The 17,179-nt window shown below is 71.9% G+C and carries 16 protein-coding genes; 8 read left to right on the top strand and 8 right to left on the bottom strand.

Features of this window, described 5'->3' with window-relative positions:
* Positions 1–3 precede the first annotated feature (3 nt).
* Both V1457_RS05540 and V1457_RS05535 read right to left on the bottom strand, forming a co-directional pair.
* The gene (locus V1457_RS05540; RefSeq protein WP_200068353.1) at positions 4–246 is read right to left on the bottom strand and encodes a PspC domain-containing protein; all 243 of its coding nucleotides are present in this window, start codon (positions 244–246) and stop codon (positions 4–6) included.
* A gap of 121 nt (positions 247–367) precedes the next feature.
* Complete coding sequence (locus tag V1457_RS05535) at positions 368–925, bottom strand: suppressor of fused domain protein (RefSeq protein ID WP_200068354.1); 558 nt, start codon at positions 923–925, stop codon at positions 368–370.
* Between the two features lie 78 nt (positions 926–1,003).
* Between V1457_RS05535 and V1457_RS05530 the strand changes: the two genes are divergently transcribed.
* The 7 genes from V1457_RS05530 to V1457_RS05500 all read left to right on the top strand — a co-directional run bounded on the left by V1457_RS05530 (position 1,004) and on the right by V1457_RS05500 (position 9,616).
* Positions 1,004–1,900, top strand: coding sequence for a MoxR family ATPase (locus tag V1457_RS05530; protein ID WP_338601037.1), 897 nt, complete (start codon positions 1,004–1,006; stop codon positions 1,898–1,900).
* Positions 1,901–2,008: 108 nt separating this feature from the next.
* Positions 2,009–3,184, top strand: a complete 1,176-nt coding sequence (locus V1457_RS05525; protein WP_338601034.1) for a VWA domain-containing protein — start codon at positions 2,009–2,011, stop codon at positions 3,182–3,184.
* Entirely contained in the window at positions 3,177–4,289 is a 1,113-nt protein-coding gene (locus V1457_RS05520) for an XdhC/CoxI family protein (RefSeq protein WP_200068357.1), read from the top strand. The genes V1457_RS05525 and V1457_RS05520 overlap by 8 nt, the downstream gene beginning before the upstream one ends.
* Before the next feature lie 273 nt (positions 4,290–4,562).
* Positions 4,563–5,111, top strand: coding sequence for a (2Fe-2S)-binding protein (locus V1457_RS05515; protein WP_200068358.1), 549 nt, complete (start codon positions 4,563–4,565; stop codon positions 5,109–5,111).
* Positions 5,108–7,549, top strand: a complete 2,442-nt coding sequence (locus tag V1457_RS05510; protein ID WP_338601029.1) for a xanthine dehydrogenase family protein molybdopterin-binding subunit — start codon at positions 5,108–5,110, stop codon at positions 7,547–7,549. Before V1457_RS05515 ends, V1457_RS05510 begins: the two co-directional genes overlap by 4 nt.
* The gene (locus tag V1457_RS05505; protein ID WP_200068360.1) at positions 7,546–8,400 is read left to right on the top strand and encodes a xanthine dehydrogenase family protein subunit M; all 855 of its coding nucleotides are present in this window, start codon (positions 7,546–7,548) and stop codon (positions 8,398–8,400) included. The genes V1457_RS05510 and V1457_RS05505 overlap by 4 nt, the downstream gene beginning before the upstream one ends.
* A gap of 337 nt (positions 8,401–8,737) precedes the next feature.
* A complete protein-coding gene (locus tag V1457_RS05500) occupies positions 8,738–9,616 on the top strand; it encodes an SRPBCC family protein (protein WP_200068361.1) in 879 nt (292 codons plus the stop codon).
* A 19-nt stretch (positions 9,617–9,635) separates the two neighbouring features.
* Here the strand turns inward: V1457_RS05500 and V1457_RS05495 are convergent, their stop codons facing one another.
* The 5 genes from V1457_RS05495 to V1457_RS05475 all read right to left on the bottom strand — a co-directional run bounded on the left by V1457_RS05495 (position 9,636) and on the right by V1457_RS05475 (position 13,983).
* The gene (locus tag V1457_RS05495; RefSeq protein WP_295142561.1) at positions 9,636–10,019 is read right to left on the bottom strand and encodes a PIN domain-containing protein; all 384 of its coding nucleotides are present in this window, start codon (positions 10,017–10,019) and stop codon (positions 9,636–9,638) included.
* The gene (locus V1457_RS05490; protein WP_338601025.1) at positions 10,016–10,324 is read right to left on the bottom strand and encodes an AbrB/MazE/SpoVT family DNA-binding domain-containing protein; all 309 of its coding nucleotides are present in this window, start codon (positions 10,322–10,324) and stop codon (positions 10,016–10,018) included. Before V1457_RS05490 ends, V1457_RS05495 begins: the two co-directional genes overlap by 4 nt.
* 26 nt (positions 10,325–10,350) lie before the next feature.
* The gene (locus tag V1457_RS05485) at positions 10,351–11,337 is read right to left on the bottom strand and encodes an o-succinylbenzoate synthase (protein ID WP_200068364.1); all 987 of its coding nucleotides are present in this window, start codon (positions 11,335–11,337) and stop codon (positions 10,351–10,353) included.
* Between the two features lie 263 nt (positions 11,338–11,600).
* On the bottom strand, positions 11,601–12,194 hold the full coding sequence (locus tag V1457_RS05480; protein WP_200068365.1) for a suppressor of fused domain protein: 594 nt from the start codon (positions 12,192–12,194) through the stop codon (positions 11,601–11,603).
* A 127-nt stretch (positions 12,195–12,321) separates the two neighbouring features.
* Positions 12,322–13,983 carry a DNA repair helicase XPB gene (locus V1457_RS05475; RefSeq protein ID WP_200068366.1) on the bottom strand — a complete coding sequence of 554 codons (1,662 nt, stop codon included), beginning with the start codon at positions 13,981–13,983 and terminating at the stop codon, positions 12,322–12,324.
* Positions 13,984–14,204: 221 nt separating this feature from the next.
* On the opposite strand from V1457_RS05475, the gene mdlC reads away from it, so the two are divergent.
* Positions 14,205–15,788 carry a benzoylformate decarboxylase gene (gene mdlC / locus V1457_RS05470; RefSeq protein WP_338601016.1) on the top strand — a complete coding sequence of 528 codons (1,584 nt, stop codon included), beginning with the start codon at positions 14,205–14,207 and terminating at the stop codon, positions 15,786–15,788.
* A 207-nt stretch (positions 15,789–15,995) separates the two neighbouring features.
* On the opposite strand, the gene V1457_RS05465 is transcribed toward mdlC, so the two are convergent.
* Positions 15,996–16,985 carry an ABC transporter substrate-binding protein gene (locus V1457_RS05465; protein ID WP_338601014.1) on the bottom strand — a complete coding sequence of 330 codons (990 nt, stop codon included), beginning with the start codon at positions 16,983–16,985 and terminating at the stop codon, positions 15,996–15,998.
* Positions 16,986–17,179: the final 194 nt, after the last annotated feature.

Genomic DNA, 17,179 nt, shown 5'->3' with positions numbered 1-17,179 from the left:
GGATCACTCCTGCGGAGCCAGCAGCCAGGCGGCGAGGTAGAGCACGATCCCGGTGCCGAAGCCGAGGATCGTTGCGGCCAGCAGCAGCACGCGGATCAGCGTCGGGTCGATGCCGAAGTACTCGGCCGCCCCGGCGCACACTCCGGCGACCATGCCGTTGCGGCTGCGGGTGAACCGGCGGTAGCCGCCGGATCCGGTGCTGCTCTCCGGTGCGGTGGGCGCTGCGATGTGCACGTTTTCGGTCATGCCGCCGACTCTGCTCCGCGGGAGTCCGCGGAACCTCCGGGCGTGCCCCGGATCGCTCCCTGACCCTTCGGCCGCGGGGTGGGGGACACCCCGGGGTTCGAGCCGTGGCGAACTGCGGGAGTCAGCCGACGGAGCGGCGGCGCACGTCGGTGAGGTCGGTGCCGTTCTGCTCCCACCGGTCGTAGAGCACGTCCTTGCCGTAGCGGGACACCAGCTGCGCTTCGCCGCGCGTGATCGGCAGCAGCGTGATCAGCTGCAGCACCGGCCTGCCGTCCCCGTCGAGCAGCACGTCGAACTCGTCGGCGAAGTATGGGTGCGGAGCTGCCAGCGCCCCGGCGATCTCCGTTTCCGGCAGCAGCGCGCGATCGTTCATGATCAGCGCGCCGTAGCCGACGCGGCTGGCCGATTCGGTGAGCAGTTCCGCGATCACTCCGGTCAGGTGCTTGCCGTGCAGTTCCTGGGCGGCGTGCACGGTGCACAGCAACTCCTGCGGCAGCGGCGCGCCCGCGGTGTGCTCGCGCAGGCCGCTGGTCAGCACGGTCACGTGCGAGCCGTCGTGGCCGTCGCAGTAGACGAGGTGGTAGCCGCGGTCCCTGCCGCCGGTTTCCCTGCTGTCCGCGCCCCGGACCCTCCCGGCGTAGCGCTCGATGTGCCCCGGGAACCCGTCGAACCGGCTCATGCCCGCACCTCCGCGAAGGATCATCGCACGGCCCGGCGTGATCACCACGGGGCTGGTGCGCTCGCATACGCTCGCGGCATGGCGGACGACGATGAGGCGCTGGACGTGGGCTCGCCGGCCGAGGTGGCCGCGGCGTTGGACGGGACGGGCTACCTGCCCGATGAGGGCATCGCCACGGCCGCGTTCCTGGCGCTGAAGATGCGCCGCCCGCTGCTGTGCGAGGGCGAGCCCGGTACCGGCAAGACCGCGCTGGCGCAGGCGCTGGCGAGCGCGCTGGGCGTGGAGCTGATCCGGTTGCAGTGCCACGAGGGCATCGACGCCGCGCAGGCGCTCTACGACTGGGACTTCCCGCGCCAGCTGCTGCATCTGCGCACGCTGGAGGCGGCTTCCGGCGGCTCGCTGGATCCGGAGTCGGCGGAGTCCTCCCTCTACACCCAGCGCTTCCTGCTGTCCCGGCCGCTGCTGCGGGCGCTGCGGGAGTCGCCGTGCGTGCTGCTGGTCGACGAGATCGACCGCGCCGACGACGAGTTCGAGGCGTTCCTGCTGGAGGTGCTGTCCGAGTACGCGGTGAGCATCCCGGAGTACGGCGAGGTGCGGGCGACCGTGCCGCCGGTCGTGCTGCTCACCTCGAACCGCACCCGCGAGGTGCACGACGCGCTCAAGCGCCGCTGCCTCTACCACTGGCTCGACCACCCGGATGTGGAACGGGAGGTCGCGATCCTGCGCCGCCGGCTGCCCGGGCTGGACGAGCGGCTGGCCGAGCAGGTGGCCTCGGCGGTCCGGCGGATGCGGGAGCTGGAACTGCTCAAGCCACCGGGCGTGGCCGAGGCGCTGGACTGGGCGCAGGCGCTGCTGGCCCTGGGCAACGGCGAGCTCGGGCCGGAGGCCGCGGCGGTGACGCTCGGCGCGGTGCTGAAGTACCGCGAAGACGCCGAACGGGTGCGCGCGGCCGGACTCCTCGACAGCAGCGGCTGAAGCGGCGCCGCCGGACTACGCAGACCACTCCCTAGCACCCACCCGACCTCGGTGGGAGGGCACGTCCATCACTCGATCCACTACCCACCGGAACGGCAGAATGGGTGCATGGACACCGTTGCCGGTCTCGTCGGGTTCGCCCGTGCGCTGCGGTACTCGGGCATGTCGTGCGGCCCTGCGCGGGTCGAGGCGTTCCTGACCGCGACCGGGCACACCGGGCTGCACGACCGGTCCGGCGTGTACTGGGCGGGGCGGTTGACGCTGTGCGCCGACCCGGAGGACCTGGACCGCTACGACGCGGCTTTCGCCGCCTGGTTCGGCGAGTCCGAGATGCCCGGGCTCGGCGAAGCGCCGAGCATCCGGCAGCGCACCAAGATCGCCGCGCTGAGCTCCGGAGACGGCGACGAGGAGTCCGACTCCGACCCGATCAAGGCCGCGGCCAGCGAGGACGAGGTGCTCCGGCACCGGGACCTCGCCGATCTCAGCGAGGCCGAGCGCGAGCACCTGCGCCGGATGCTCGCCGTGCTGCGCCCCGAACCGCCGGCACGAGCGGCCGTGCGGCGCCACCGCTCCCGCCGCGGACCGCTGGATTCCCGCGCGACGATGCGGGAAATGCTGCGGGCCGGTGGTGAGCCGCTGCGCCTGGCGCGGCATCGCAAGGCGCGCAGGCCGCGCCGGGTGGTGCTGCTGATCGACGTTTCCGGCTCGATGGCCCCGTACGCCGACGCGCTGCTGCGGTTCGCGCACGTGGTGGTTCGCCGCACCCCGGCGAGCACCGAAGTCTTCACGCTGGGCACCAGGATGACCCGGGTGAGCAGGCAACTGCGCCAGCGCGACCCGGAGCACGCGCTGCACGCGGCGTCGAAGGCGGTGCCGGACTTCTCCGGCGGAACCAGGCTCGGCGAGACGCTGCGCGGGTTCCTGGACCGGTGGGGCCAGCGGGGCGTTGCCCGCGGTTCGGTCGTCGTGCTGTTCTCCGACGGCTGGGAACGCGGTGACGTGCAGCTGCTGGCCGAGCAGACGCACCGGTTGCGGCGGCTGGCGCGGGCGGTCATCTGGGCCAACCCGCACGCCGGTCATGCGGGGTACGAGCCGGTGCAGTCCGGGATCGTGGCCGCCGCGCCGCACGTGGACGCCTTGGTGGCCGGGCACAGCCTCGACTCGTTGCAGCGGGTGTGGTCGCGGGTGCGGCGGTTCGGGAATTCCGGTGCGACCGCGAACGCTGACAAGCAAATGCCGCCGGAAGTTCCCGGTCGGCCGACAGCGGAGGTGGGCCGTGCGTGACGTGCTCGATGAGGTGGCCAAGCGCTGGGATTCCGGCGAACCGGTGGGGCTCGGCACGGTGGTGGCCACGTTCCGCTCGGCGCCGCGCCCGCCCGGTGCGGCGATGCTGGTGACCCCCGAGGGGGAGGCGGTCGGCAGCGTCTCCGGCGGTTGCGTGGAAGGCGCGGTCTACGAGCGGGCGACCGCGGTGCTCGACGGCGACCCCGCGGGCCTGCAGCGCTACGGCGTCAGCGACGACGACGCGTTCGCGGTCGGGCTGACCTGCGGCGGCATCCTCGACGTGTTCGTCGAGCGGATCGACCGGGAATCGTTCCCCGAGTTCGACGCGGTCGCCGATTCGGTGCGCGCGGAGGAACCGGTCGCGGTGACGACCGTGGTCGAGCATCCGGACCCCGCCCGGGTCGGAGCGCGCCTGCTGGTGTGGCGCGACCGCACCGGCGGCAGCCTGGGCGAGCGGCGGATGGACGACGCGGTGGCCGACGACGCGCGGGGGATGCTCGCCAGCGGCCGCAGCGGCGTCCTGGAGTACGGACCGGAGGGCCAGCGGCGCGGCGAAGGGATGCGGGTGTTCGTGAACTCCTTCGAGCCGCCGCCGCGAATGCTGGTGTTCGGCGCGATCGACTTCGCCGCCGCGATGGCGCGGATCGGCTCGTTCCTCGGCTACCGCGTGACGGTGTGCGACGCGCGGCCGGTGTTCGCCACGCACAGCCGGTTCCCCGGCGTGGACGACGTGGTGGTGGATTGGCCGCACCGCTACCTGGCCGCGGAGGCCGAGGCGGGGAGGCTGGACGAGCGGACCGCGGTCATGGTGCTCACGCACGATCCGAAGTTCGACGTGCCCGTGCTGGAGCTCGCGCTGCGGCACGACCTCGGCTACGTGGGCGCGATGGGTTCGCGGCGCACGCACGACGACCGGATGCAGCGGCTGCGCGAACAGGGCCTCGCGGAGGCGGAGCTGGCCAAGCTGTCCTCGCCGATCGGGTTGGATCTGGGTGCGCGCACACCGGAGGAGACCGCGGTGTCCATCGCGGCGGAACTGATCTCGCTGCGCTGGGGCGGCGCGGGAACCCGCCTCACCGAAACCGCGGGCCCCATCCACCGCTGAAGCACCGGCCGTCCCGGCGGAATCGTGCCGAGCTGGGAGTTCGGCGCGGCGCACTGCTCCGAACGGGCCATCCGCGGGCCGTCCGGGAGCTGATCGGTTCACCAGTCATGCGCCCGCGTGCGCGGCACTCCGCGGCCGCCGCACCCCGCGCGAGGTGGGGTTGCTCTTGGCGCGAACGCGTAGCAGGCTCAGGAGCCGAGTGACCTCTGTCACCCATAGGGGTCAACGTTCCCGAACACCCGCGCTAACCGCGGCCCGTCCAATGGAGGCCCGATGCCGCGCATCACCGTCAACGTCGACGGCACCGAGTACACCGACGAAGTCGAACCCCGCACCCTGCTCGTGCAGCACCTGCGCGACCGGCTGGGCAAGGTCGGCACCGTCGTCGGCTGCGACACCAGCAACTGCGGCGCCTGCACCGTTCACCTGGACGGCCAGAGCGTCAAATCCTGTTCGGTGCTCGCGGTGCAGGCCGACGGGCACGACGTCACCACCATCGAAGGACTCGAACGGGACGGCGAGCTGCACCCGGTGCAGCAGGCGTTCCACGACAACCACGCGCTGCAGTGCGGGTTCTGCACGCCCGGCATGATCATGCAGTCGCTGGACCTGCTCGCGGAGAACTCCGCGCCCAGCGACGAGCAGATCCGCGAAGGGCTGGAGGGCAACCTCTGCCGCTGCACCGGCTACCAGAACATCGTCCGCGCGGTGCAGGACGCGGCCGGGAAGATGCGGCCGGGCGCCGGACCGCCGATCGAGCAGACCGCGGACACTCCGCAGCAGCGCACCGGCGAGCAGCAGGCGGAGGTGCGGCAGCCATGACTTCCACCGCGGAACCCGAACTCGGCCGCGCCCGCAAGCGCAAGGAGGACGCCCGGCTGATCACCGGGCGCACCCGCTGGACCGACAACATGGCGTTGCCCGGGATGCTGCACCTGGCGATCTTGCGCAGCCCGGTCGCGCACGCGCGCATCACCGCCGTCGACACCGAAAGCGCGCGCAAGATGCCGGGCGTGCGAGCGGTGCTCACCGGACAGGACGTCGCCGACGAGCAGGGCAGCCTGCCGTGCGCGTGGCCGATCACCGAGGACATGAAGTCGCCGGACGCGCCGTCGCTGGCGGTGGACACCGTCAACTTCGCCGGTGAGGCGGTCGCCGTGGTCGCCGCCCGCAGCGCGGCCGAGGCGCACGACGCGCTGGACGCGATCGAGGTGGACTACGAGGACCTGCCGGTGGTCCTGGACATCACCGCGGCGGCCACCGACGAATCCCCGCTGGTGCACGAGGACTTGGGCACCAACCGCAGCGCGACCTGGACGTTCGACTCGGCCGCTGCGGGTACCGGCGGCGACGTGCAGCAGGCGCTCGACGACGCCGAGGTGCGGGTGGACCGCACGTTCCGGCAGCAGCGGCTCATCCCGGCGTTCATGGAGCCCCGATCGGTCGTGGTGGACCCGACCGGCGAGCAGTTCACCATGTGGTCGGCCACCCAGGTGCCGCACATCCTGCGGCTGATGATCGCGATGAACCTGGGCGTGCCGGAGCACAAGGTGCGGGTGATCGCGCCGGACGTGGGCGGCGGCTTCGGCGGCAAGCTGCAGGTCACCCCGGAGGAGTTCATCGCGTTCCTGCTGGCCCGCAGGCTGGGCAAGCCGGTGAAGTGGACCGAGTCGCGCTCCGAGACGATGGTCTCCGCGCACCACGGCCGCGACCAGGTGCAGCGGTTGTCGATCTCGGCCCGCCGGGACGGCACGGTCACCGGGCTGAAGGTCGAGCTGCTCGCGGACATGGGCGCCTACCTGCGGCTGGTCACGCCGGGCGTGCCGATCCTGGGCGCGTTCATGTTCAACGCGATCTACAAGTTCCCGGCGTACCACTTCAGCTGCACGAACGTGTTCACGAACAAGACCCCGACGGACGCCTACCGAGGTGCCGGGCGGCCGGAGGCCACCTTCGGCATCGAGCGGATGATGGACGAGCTCGCCGCCGAGCTGGGCATGGATCCGATGGAGGTCCGGCGCAAGAACTGGATCGGCCGCGACGAGTTCCCGTACGACACGGTCGCCGGGCTGACCTACGACTCGGGCGACTACGAGGCCGCGACCGACCGGGCGATGGAACTGCTGGGCTACGACTCGCTGCGGCAGGAGCAGGCCGAGCGCAGGCGGCGCGGGGACACCGTGCAGCTGGGCATCGGGATCTCCACGTTCACCGAGATGTGCGGGCTGGCGCCGTCGCGGGTGCTGGGTTCGCTGTCCTACGGCGCGGGCGGCTGGGAACACGCCGCGATCCGGGTGCTGCCCACCGGCAAGGTCGAGGTCGTCACCGGCGTCTCGCCGCACGGGCAGGGCCACGAGACGGCGTGGAGCCAGATCGTCGCCGACCGGCTGGGCGTGCCGTTCGAGGACGTGGAGATCCTGCACGGCGACACCCAGTCCTCGCCGAAGGGCCTGGACACCTACGGTTCGCGCTCGCTGGCGGTCGGCGGCATGGCGGTGGTCAGCGCCGCGGACAAGGTGATCGACAAGGCCCGCACGATCGCCGCGCACATGATGGAGTGCGCCGAGGACGACGTGGAGTTCACCGCGGGCAGCTTCGGCGTGCGCGGCACCGACCGGGCCACCGCGCTCGGCGAGGTGGCGCTGGCCGCGTTCGCCGCGCACGACCTGCCGGAAGGGGTGGAGCCGAGCCTGGACGCGGACGCCACGTTCGACCCGGAGAACTTCTCCTTCCCGCACGGCACGCACCTGTGCGCGACCGAAGTGGACACCGCGACCGGGCGGGTGCGCATCCGCGACTACGTCTGCGTGGACGACGTGGGCACCGTGGTCAACCCGCTGATCGTGGAAGGCCAGGTGCACGGCGGGCTCGCGCAGGGCATCGCGCAGGCGCTGTTCGAGGAGGCCGTGCACGACGAGTCCGGCACGCTGACCACGGCCACGCTGGCGGACTACCTGGTGCCGTCGGCTGCGGACCTGCCGGAGTACGTCACCGACCGCACCGAGACCCGCGCGACGTCGAACGCGCTGGGCGTGAAGGGCGTCGGGGAAGCAGGCACGATCGCCTCCACCCCGGCGGTGGTCAACGCGGTCGTGGACGCGATCCGGCACTTCGGCGTCGACGACGTGGAGATGCCGTGCTCGCCGCAGCGCGTGTGGCGGGCGATCACCGGGGCGCGAGCTTCCGGGCAGACCGCGCCGGAATCCGGTGGCGGCATGGGTTCGATGGAAGGTTCCGGCTCGCGAGGAGGTAACCGGTGATCCCCGCATCGTTCGACTACATCGCACCGTCCACAGTGGATGAGGCGGTGACCGCGCTGCAGCAGGCGGGCGACGAGGCCAAGGTGCTCGGCGGCGGGCAGAGCCTGCTGCCGGTGCTGCGGATGCGGCTGGCCGACCCGCGGGTGGTCGTCGACCTCGGCCGCATCCCGCAGCTGCGCGGCGTCCGCGAGGACGGCGACCGGCTGGTGATCGGCGCGATGACCACGCACCACGAGATCGCCCGCGACCCGCTCGTCCGCGAGCACGCCGAGCTGATCGCGCTGGCCACCCGCACCGTGGCGGACCCGCAGGTGCGCCACCGCGGCACGTTCGGCGGATCGCTGGCGCACGCCGACCCGGCCGGGGATCTGCCCGCTCCGGCACTCGTGCTGGACGCCGAGATGGTCATCGCCGGTCCGGGCGGGCAGCGGACGGTGCCCGCGGCGGAGTTCTTCGCGGACTTCTTCACCACCGCGCTGGAGGCCGACGAGGTGCTGGTCGAGATCCGGATGCCGAAGTGGACCGGCTGGTCGGCGCACTACGAGAAGTTCAACCGCGTCGCGCAGGCGTGGTCCATGGTCGGGGTGGCCGCCGCCGTGCTCGTGCGGGACGGCGCGATCGCCGAGGCCCGCGTGGGGCTGACGAACATGGGCGCCACGCCGATCCGGGCGCGCGGGGTGGAAGGGGCGCTGCTCGGCGCCCCGGCCACCGCTGAGGCGATCACCGCGGCGGCCCGGCACGCGGCGGAGGGCACCAGTGCCACCGCCGATGCCAGCGCCGATGTGGACTACCGGGAACATCTCGCCGAAGTGCTCACCGGCCGGGCGGTCGCCACGGCGGTCGGCGTGTAGTAATGGAGTGGTCGGCGCGTTCGCGCGCCGGAGTCGTCCGTTCGCCCCGGCCGGGCTCGGCTCGGCTGGTCGGCACCGCCGGGCTCGGCTCGGCTGGTCGGCACCGCCGGGCTCGGCTCGGCTGGTCGGCACAGTCGGGCTCGGCTCGGCCGGTGGCACAGTCCGGCCCGGTAGGGCTCGTCCGGCACCGCCGGGAGCTACCGCACGTCGGGGCGAACGGGCAGACTCGAACGGGGTGGTTCGCGCCGGGGCCGGGCCGCCCGCCCGGGCCGCACCCGCGGACCGGAACTCGCCCCGCGCCGAGCCCAAGCGGCGATGGACCAGGAGGATTTCTCCCGTGCAGATGCAACACCACTTCACCGTCCCGGTCCCGGTCGACGTGGCGTGGCCGGCGATGATCGACCCGGAGCAGGTGGCCCCCTGCATGCCCGGCGCGACGCTCAGCAGCGCCGACGGCAACGAGTTCGCCGGTTCGGTGAAGGTGAAGCTCGGCCCGATCTCCTTGCTGTACAAGGGGAAGGGCTCGTTCGAAGAGGTCGACGAAGCGGCTCGCAAGGTCGTCATCGACGCCAGCGGCAAGGACTCGCGGGGCAACGGCACCGCTGCCGCCACCGTCACGCTCACCCTCACGCCCGAAGGCGGCAGCACCTCCGCGCAGGTGGACACCGACCTGAAGGTCACCGGCAAGCCCGCGCAGCTCGGGCGGGGCCTGATGACCGAGGTCGGCAGCAAGATCCTGAACCAGTTCGCGGCGAACCTGGCCGAGAAGCTCGCCGGTGAGGCGGCCGCCGCCGAGGGCGCGGGCGCGGCTTCGGCGGGTGGCTCCGGCAAGACCGAGTCGGACAAGGTGGCCGAAGCCGCGCAGGCGGCCGAGGACTCCGCGGGCGAGCAGCGCACCACCGCCGCGGCGGCGGCTGCGCAGGGCGCGGAAGCAGCGCGCAGCCGCACCCCGGCGTGGCGGGTCACGCCACCGGCGGGGGAGCAGGCGGCAGGGGAGCAGCCGGACACCGTCGGCTCGTCGAGCGCCGCCAGGCACGCCCGGTCCGATCGCGCGGACACGGTCGTCACCGGCGGCCCGATGCCGACCGACGAGGCGATCGACCTGCTCGGCACCGCGGGCACGCCGGTGCTCAAGCGGGTGCTGCCCGCGGTGGCGGTGCTGGCCGCCGGTGCGCTGCTGTTCCGCTGGCTCCGCCGCCGCAAGCACCGCCGCTGACGCGGCAGCTCGAAGCCGCTCAGCGGATCAGCCGGATGTCCGCATCGGTGTCGAGCCGTTTCCAAGCTTGGTCCGAAGTGAGCACTGGCGCGGCGAGGCGCCGCGCCAGTGCCAGGCATGCTCGGTCCCCGAGCGACAGGCCGGCCTCCCGGGTCGTCGGCCAAAGCGCGGCCGTCGCTAGCGAGTCGTCTCGACCGAAAGCGATCACTTCCACGCCCAGAGCTTCGATCTGCAGGCCGAGAAGGTCGGCGTCGCCGCCATTCGCAGCGATCTTCTGCAAGACCTCTGACCAGTTCACCGCACTGATCAGCGCCCCGTCGAGATGCTCGGCGACCGCTTCTTGTCCCGATTCCGCATATACCCACGCCAGGACTGCCGAAGCGTCGAGGACGACCATGCTCATGACTCCGTCTCGGCGGTTTCGCGTGCTGCTGCGGCACGTCGGTCTGCGAGCAGCTCGTCGACTGGTGATCCAGCTGTCGCCCGGCTGTTGAGCGCCGTCTGCTGGATGCGCCGCATCAGGTGTTCCCGTTCTTCGAACACCACTCGTCCGTCTTCGACATAGCTGACCAGGTCGGTGTCCGGTGTGAGCCCCAGTTCATGCCGGAAAGGCGCCGGTATCGAGACCCGGCCCTGCGGATTCATCTTCACAGCAGCGCTTGTCATGCCTTCACTGTATATGTCACGAAAATACATGTCATGCACCAATTGTCCACCATTGTGCATGTGTGCGATCAAGCTGGCAGCAGCTGGTGGACGCGGGTGAGGCGGTCGAGCCAGCGGCGCTGGTCCTCGGCGGACGGGGTGGCGGCCGCGACGCGGGCCGGGTCCGGCAGCGGAGCGCTCCGCGGCACCGGGAGATGACCGCCGCGCGGCACGAACGACTCGGCCACCAGGTCGCCGTCCAGCAGCGACGTCGTGCCCAGCCCGCAGGCGAACGGCAGCTCCGGCAGCGCCCCGGCGAGCGCGAGCTGCGCGGCCAGGCCGACGCTGCTCTCCACCGCCGAGGACACCACGCACGGCAGCCCGCACGCTTCGGCGACCTGCAACGCCCGGCGCACCCCGCCCAGCGGCGCGGCCTTGAGCACCGCCACGTCCGCCGCTTCGGCGACCGCGACCCGCAGCGGGTCCTCGGCGCGGCGGATCGATTCGTCCGCCGCGATCCGGACCGCCACCTTGCGCCGCACGGCGGCGAGCTCTTCGACGCTCGGGCAGGGCTGCTCGACGTACTCCAGACCACCCGCGGCGCGGTCCAGCTCCGCGATCCGGGCGACCGCGGTGTCCACGTCCCAGGCCGCGTTCGCGTCCACCCGGATCGCGCCCGCCGGGCCGAGGGCGTCGCGCACCGCGGCCACCCGCTCGACGTCGTCGGCGGCGAACTGCGACGACTCGGCCACCTTCACCTTCGCCGTGCTGCAGCCCGAGGCGGACACGATCTCGTGCGCCTGCTCGCCGTCCACCGCCGGAACCGTGCAGTTCACCGGCACGGTGTCGCGCACCGCCGCAGGCCAATCCCCGGCGCACGCCTCCAAGGCCGCCAGCAGCCACGGCACGGACTGCGCGTCGTCGTAGTCCTCGAACGGGCAGAACTCGCCCCAGCCGCCGGGACCGCCGAGCAGCACCCCCTGCCTGCGGGTGATCCCGCGGAACCGGGTGCGCATCGGCAGGCCGTACACCCGCACGGAATCCAACTCGGCCAAGCTGATCGTCGCCCCGCTCATGATCCGTCCCTTCCAGCTCGCCCGGTCCGGCACCTGTCCCCGCGTCCGGAGGCACCATCCTCGCCCGAGCATCGGGCGCGCGTCAGCACGGCAGTTCGCGGAGAAACGTGCGTCGGCGCCCGGTGCACGGCGACGGGGCACACACCGGTGCCCGAGTGCGCCCCAAGGTCGATACGCGGGCGAGGCCCGTTCTGTTCCCGGGTGCGGAAGTGATCAGCCCGACGATCGGCCGCACCGCCGCGAGCGGTCAGGGCCGCGGAAGGTCAGGCCACGCTGGGGCGGCCCAGGTCGAACACGTCCACCTCGAACCGCGCCCACTGCTGGCGCAGCGCGGTTACCCCGCTGTCCAGGATGTAGTTCAGCTCCCCGAGGGTGACCGGCAGCAGCGTGAACACCTGCAGCTGCTCGGTGCCCTCCTGGTCGGTGAACCTGGTGAACTCGGGCGGGAACAGCGGATGCCCGCTGGCCAGCACGCCGAAGAACTCGGTGCCGGGCAGCAGCGGGCTCTCGTTCGGCACGATCTGGTCCGGCACCAGGTGCGTGCCGCTCTCCACCAGCAGCTCGCTGGTCACGTCCACCAGGTGCCGGGCCGCTTCGGCCTGCTCCTTGTACACCGTGCACGCGAGCTCCTGCGCCGGGTCGGCACCGAGCGGCTGGAACCGCAGGCCCGAGCTGATCACCGTGCTCAGGTGGTACTGGTCCAGGTGGAAGAACACCAGCCCGTACCCGCGGTTGTCGCCGCGGACGTTGGGCGGCTCGGCGGCAGTCGGCGTACCCGCGTGCCGTTCGAGGTTCTCCGCGAGCCCGATGAACCGGTGCGCACCACCCACCGCGGTGTTGTGCTTCTCGGTGTTCATCCGATCTCCACTGCTGCGTCTGTCTCGCAAACGGTAACCGGTGCCGTGCGTCGCACGGGCAGTTTCGCCAACGCCACCGAAAATACGACCCCGCCCGCAAGCCGCGGCGGCCGGGCGGCGGAACTGATCAACCCACGTCCGGCAACGCCGGTCCGAGCAGGTCATCGGCGTCCACGATGCGGTAGGCGTAGCCCTGTTCGGCCAGGAACCGCTGGCGGTGCGCGGCGTAGTCGGTGTCCAGGGTGTCCCGGGAGACCACCGAGTAGAAGTGCGCCTGCCTGCCCTCGGCCTTCGGGCGCAGCAACCGGCCGAGCCGCTGCGCCTCCTCCTGGCGGGAACCGAACGTGCCGGAGACCTGCACCGCCACCGAAGCCTCCGGCAAGTCGATGGAGAAGTTCGCCACTTTCGACACCACGAGCCGGTCGATCTCGCCGCGTCGGAACGCGTCGAAGAGCTTCTCCCGCTCCTTGTTCCGGGTGGAGCCCTCGACGATCGGCGCGTCCAGCGCCTCGCCGAGCTCGTGCAGCTGCTCCAGGTACGCGCCGATCACCAGCGCCGGCTCGCCCGGGTGCTGATCGAGGATCGCCCGCACGACCGGGGCCTTGGTGCGTGCCGTGGAGCAGACCTTGTAGCGCTCCTCGGCTTCCGAGGTGGCGTAGCGCAGCCGCTCGTCGTCGGTGAGGGTCACGCGCACTTCGACGCAGTCGGCCGGGGCGATCCAGCCCTGCGACTCGATGTCCTTCCACGGCGCGTCGAAGCGCTTCGGCCCGATCAGCGAGAACACGTCGCCTTCCCGGCCGTCCTCGCGCACCAGCGTCGCGGTCAGCCCGAGGCGCCGCCGCGACTGCAGGTCGGCGGTCATCCGGAACACCGGGGCGGGCAGCAGGTGCACCTCGTCGTAGACCACCAGTCCCCAGTCGCGGGAGTCGAACAGCTCCAGGTGCTTGTACTCGCCCTTCGACTTGCGGGTGATCACCTGGTAGGTGGCGATGGTGACCGGGCGGATCTCCTTCTTCTCGCCGGAGTACTCGCCGATCTCCTCCTCGGTCAGCGAGGTGCGCTCGACCAGCTCCCGCTTCCACTGCCTGCCCGCGACGGTGTTGGTGACCAGGATCAGCGTGGTCGCGCCCGCCTCGGCCATCGCGGCGGCGCCGACCAGCGTCTTGCCGGCGCCGCACGGCAGCACGACCACGCCGGAACCGCCCGACCAGAACGACTGCACCGCTTGGCGCTGGTAGTCCCGCAGGCTCCAGCCCTCTTCGCGGAGGCTGATCGGGTGCGCTTCGCCGTCGACGTAGCCCGCCAGGTCCTCGGCGGGCCAGCCGATCTTGAGCAGCAGCTGCTTGAGCCGCCCGCGCTCGCTGGGATGCACGGCCACGGTGTCGTCGTCGATGCGCTCGCCGAGCATCGGCTTGACCTTCTTGTGCCGCATCACCTCTTCCAGCACCGCGCGGTCCAGCGAGATCAGCACCAGCCCGTGCGCCGGGTCGTGCGCGAGCTGCAACCGGCCGAACCGGCCCATGGTCTCGGCGATGTCGACCAGCAGCGGCTGCGGAACGGGGTAGCGGGAGTACCGGACCAGGCCGTCGACCACCTGCTCCGCGTCGTGCCCCGCGGCGCGCGCGTTCCACAGCGCCAGCGGTGTGATCCGGTAGGTGTGCACGTGCTCGGGGGCGCGTTCCAGTTCCGCGAACGGGGCGATGGCGGTGCGCGCTTCGTCGGCCTGCTCGTGGTCGACTTCCAGCAGCAGGGTCTTGTCGGACTGGACGATCAGCGGTCCGTCGGTCACGGGTGCTGCTCCCTCGGCTGTTCGGGCGCTTTCGTGCGGGTGGGGGCTTTGCGCAGGTGATCGGCCACGCTGACAACGGCCGGACCGGTCTCCAGTATTCCACCGCCGCGACCGCGGCCGGGGTGCGCGGGGCCGAGGGCTTCCGCTCGCCGGATGGCGCGGTGTGCACTGAGCGGGTGCCGGTGTGCTGGGCTTGATCGGAGTCGTCGCGGGAGGCGGGCATGGGCGATCGGACGGTTCGGGACGTCACGCGGGATCTGCTGCGCAGGCTCGGGATGACCACCGTGTTCGGCAATCCGGGCACGACCGAGGTGCCGTTCCTGGCGGACTGGCCGGACGACTTCGGCTACGTGCTGGGCCTGCAGGAATCCGCGGTCGTCGCGATGGCCGACGGGTACGCCCAGGCGCGCCGGGCTCCGGCGCTGGTGAACCTGCATTCGGCGGGCGGCGTCGGGCACGGGCTCGGGTCGCTGTTCACCGCGTACCGCAACGGCACCCCGCTGGTCGTGACGGCCGGGCAGCAGACCCGGACGCTGCTGCTGGACGAGCCGTTCCTCGGCGCGACCGACGCGCCGCAGTTCCCCAAGCCGTACGTGAAGTTCAGCTGCGAACCGGTCAGTGCGGCCGACGTGCCCGCGGCGATCGCCCGCGCCCACCAGCTCGCGGTGACTCCGCCGCAGGGGCCGGTGTTCGTGTCGATCCCCGCCGACGACTGGGACCGGCCGGCCACCGAGGTCCCGGACCGGCCGGTCACGCCCGGCCCGGCCCCTGATCCGGCGGCGCTCGCGGGACTGGCGGAGGCGCTGGGCGGTGCCGAACGTCCCGCGTTCGTGGTCGGCCCGGCCGTCGATCACGAGGGAGTCGTGCCGGAGATGGTGGCGCTGGCCGAGCGCGCGAAGGCCGCGGTGTGGGCGAGCCCGCTGTCCCCGCGCTGCTCCTTCCCCGAGGACCACCCGCGGTTCGCGGGTTTCCTGCAGCCCGAGCGGAAGCTGCTGGCCGCCGAACTCGCCGCCTACGACCTGGTCGCGGTCTTCGGCGCTGCCGCGTTCACCTACCACGTCTACCGAGGTCCGGCGGCTGACGAGCTGCCGGAGCTGTTCCTCCTGCACGACGACCCGGACGTGCTCGCGCGCGCCCGCCGCGGCACCGGCCTGCTGGGGACGATGGCGCACTCGGTGCGCGGGCTCGGTGAGCTGGTGCGCGCGTCGGAGCGGCCGGAACCGGCGGCGTTGCAACGTCCGCCGCGTCCGCGGGCCGGGACGCCGATGAGCGCGAGCTACGTGCTCGCCGAGATCAATGCGGTGTTGCCCGCGGCGGCCGTCGTGGTCGAAGAAGCCCCGAGCCACCGCAACGACCTGCACGAGCACTTTCCGATCCGCTCGCGCGACGGCGGGTTCTTCGCGGCCGCCTCGGGCGCGCTCGGTTACGGCATCGGCGCCGCGGTGGGCGTGGCGATGGCCGACCCGCAGCGGCCGGTGCTGGCGCTGCTCGGCGACGGTTCCAGCATGTACGGGTTCCAGGCGGTGTGGACGGCGGTGCGCGAGCAGGCGCCGGTGACGTTCGTGATCCTGGACAACTCCCGGTACGCCGCGGTGGCCGTGCTCAGCGGTGGCGAGCAGAAGCTGCCCGGCGTCGAGCTGGGTGGCACGGACTTCGCGGGGCTGGCGCGCAGCCTCGGCTGTCCGGCGACGACGGTGCGCGAGCCCGGCGAGCTGGCCGCCGAACTCGCGGCCCTGCCCGGCCGCCCCTCCGGCCCGCGCCTGCTCCACGTGCACGTCGACCCGGCCCCGACACCCCTCTACTAGCCTCCGCGGGATGCACCAGTGAACGGACCGTTGGTCCCACTAGGTTGGTCAAACGGTCCGTTCGCTCATGATCGTCGGTGGGCCCGAGCCGGGATGCGCCGCGCTGATCGGGCGGACCGAGCCGAGTGAACGGACTGCTGGTCCCACTAGATTGGTCCAACAGGCCGTTCACTCGTGATCGTCGGTGGGACTCCGAGAGCGATCCGGTCAGCGGCCTGCGGGCTGGGCTTCCTCCAGCGGCGGCGGCTGCACCAGCATCTTGGACACGTCGACCTCCTTGCCGATCTGCCCGAAGCGCTTCATCAGCTCCGAGACCCGCTGCAACCGGGCGGCGTCCATCGAGGTCGGGATCTTGCCCAGCTCGACGATCGGCGCCAGCTCCGGGGTGATCTTGGCGAACTGCGGCAGCAGCGGCGTCACCTCGGCCCGGTTCTGCCCGGTCAACTGCGCCCGCTGGACCGCGCGCTGGAACGCCTGCAGCGTCTTCGGGTTCTCCTGCGCGAACTTCGCGGTGGTCGTCGCCCCGGCCACCGGGAAGTCCGAAGTGCCGCCGGAGAAGCAGTCCACCACCGTGGTCGCGCCCGCGTTCTTCGCGGCCTGGGTGATGAACGGCTCGGTCATCACCGCCGCGTCGACCTGCCCGTTCTGCAGCGCGGACAGCATGTCCGGGAAGCCGAACTTGACGAACTCGGCGTTGCGGATGTCCACTCCGCGTTCCTGCAGCGCGGCCTTGGCGCCGATGTCGGTGATCGCGCCCGGTGCGCTGATGGCGATCTTGGCGTTGGAGAGGTCCTCCGGCTTCTTCACCGAGGAGTTCGGCAACGTCATGATGTTCATGTTGTTCGGCACCGAGACCATCATCTCGCTGACGAACTTGAGGTCACCGGCGCCGGTGGCCTGCGCCTTGATCGGCGCGGTGTAGCTGCCCAGGCTGATGTCGTTCTGCCCGGACAGCAGCGAGGTCAGCGCGGCCGGTCCGTCGCCGACCGGCTGGACCTTGACGTTGAGGCCCTCGTCCTGGAAGTAGCCCTTCGCCTGCGCGAGCGCGACCGGGGCCTGGGACAGCGCGGGCAGCGAACCGATCACGATCGTCGGTTTCTCCAGCCCCGCGTCGCCGCCGGTGGCGTTGGAGCCGTCCGCGCCGCTGAGCAATCCGCACCCGCTCAGCGTGAAAGCGGTAGCGCCGATCGTGGCCACGGAAAGTAGTGCGCGGGTGAGGCGAAGCCGGGATCTGCGGCGTGCGGTCCCGATCGGTCTGCTCGGCATGTGGGGGGTGCCTCCTTGGGCGAGCGGTGCGGAAAGCGACACGGAGCTGGCCGTGCGGGGTGGCGCACCGGAAGCCCACGTCGTACCTGGCGTTACAGGCTGCAATAGGATTTGAATGCTATGTG

It is taken from the genome of Saccharopolyspora sp. SCSIO 74807 (genome assembly GCF_037023755.1).
GTDB classification, from domain to species: Bacteria; Actinomycetota; Actinomycetes; order Mycobacteriales; family Pseudonocardiaceae; genus Saccharopolyspora_C; species Saccharopolyspora_C galaxeae.
Note: the sequence above shows the minus strand (reverse complement) of the source record. Positions and strands in the feature narration are given on the sequence as shown.

Coding starts and splice junctions, on each gene's coding strand:
- V1457_RS05540 (WP_200068353.1), bottom strand. CDS start 246: ATGACCGAAAACGTGCACATCGCAGCGCCCACCGCACCGGAGAGCAGC.
- V1457_RS05535 (WP_200068354.1), bottom strand. CDS start 925: ATGAGCCGGTTCGACGGGTTCCCGGGGCACATCGAGCGCTACGCCGGG.
- V1457_RS05530 (WP_338601037.1), top strand. CDS start 1,004: ATGGCGGACGACGATGAGGCGCTGGACGTGGGCTCGCCGGCCGAGGTG.
- V1457_RS05525 (WP_338601034.1), top strand. CDS start 2,009: ATGGACACCGTTGCCGGTCTCGTCGGGTTCGCCCGTGCGCTGCGGTAC.
- V1457_RS05515 (WP_200068358.1), top strand. CDS start 4,563: ATGCCGCGCATCACCGTCAACGTCGACGGCACCGAGTACACCGACGAA.
- V1457_RS05510 (WP_338601029.1), top strand. CDS start 5,108: ATGACTTCCACCGCGGAACCCGAACTCGGCCGCGCCCGCAAGCGCAAG.
- V1457_RS05495 (WP_295142561.1), bottom strand. CDS start 10,019: ATGAGCATGGTCGTCCTCGACGCTTCGGCAGTCCTGGCGTGGGTATAT.
- V1457_RS05485 (WP_200068364.1), bottom strand. CDS start 11,337: ATGAGCGGGGCGACGATCAGCTTGGCCGAGTTGGATTCCGTGCGGGTG.
- V1457_RS05480 (WP_200068365.1), bottom strand. CDS start 12,194: ATGAACACCGAGAAGCACAACACCGCGGTGGGTGGTGCGCACCGGTTC.
- mdlC (WP_338601016.1), top strand. CDS start 14,205: ATGGGCGATCGGACGGTTCGGGACGTCACGCGGGATCTGCTGCGCAGG.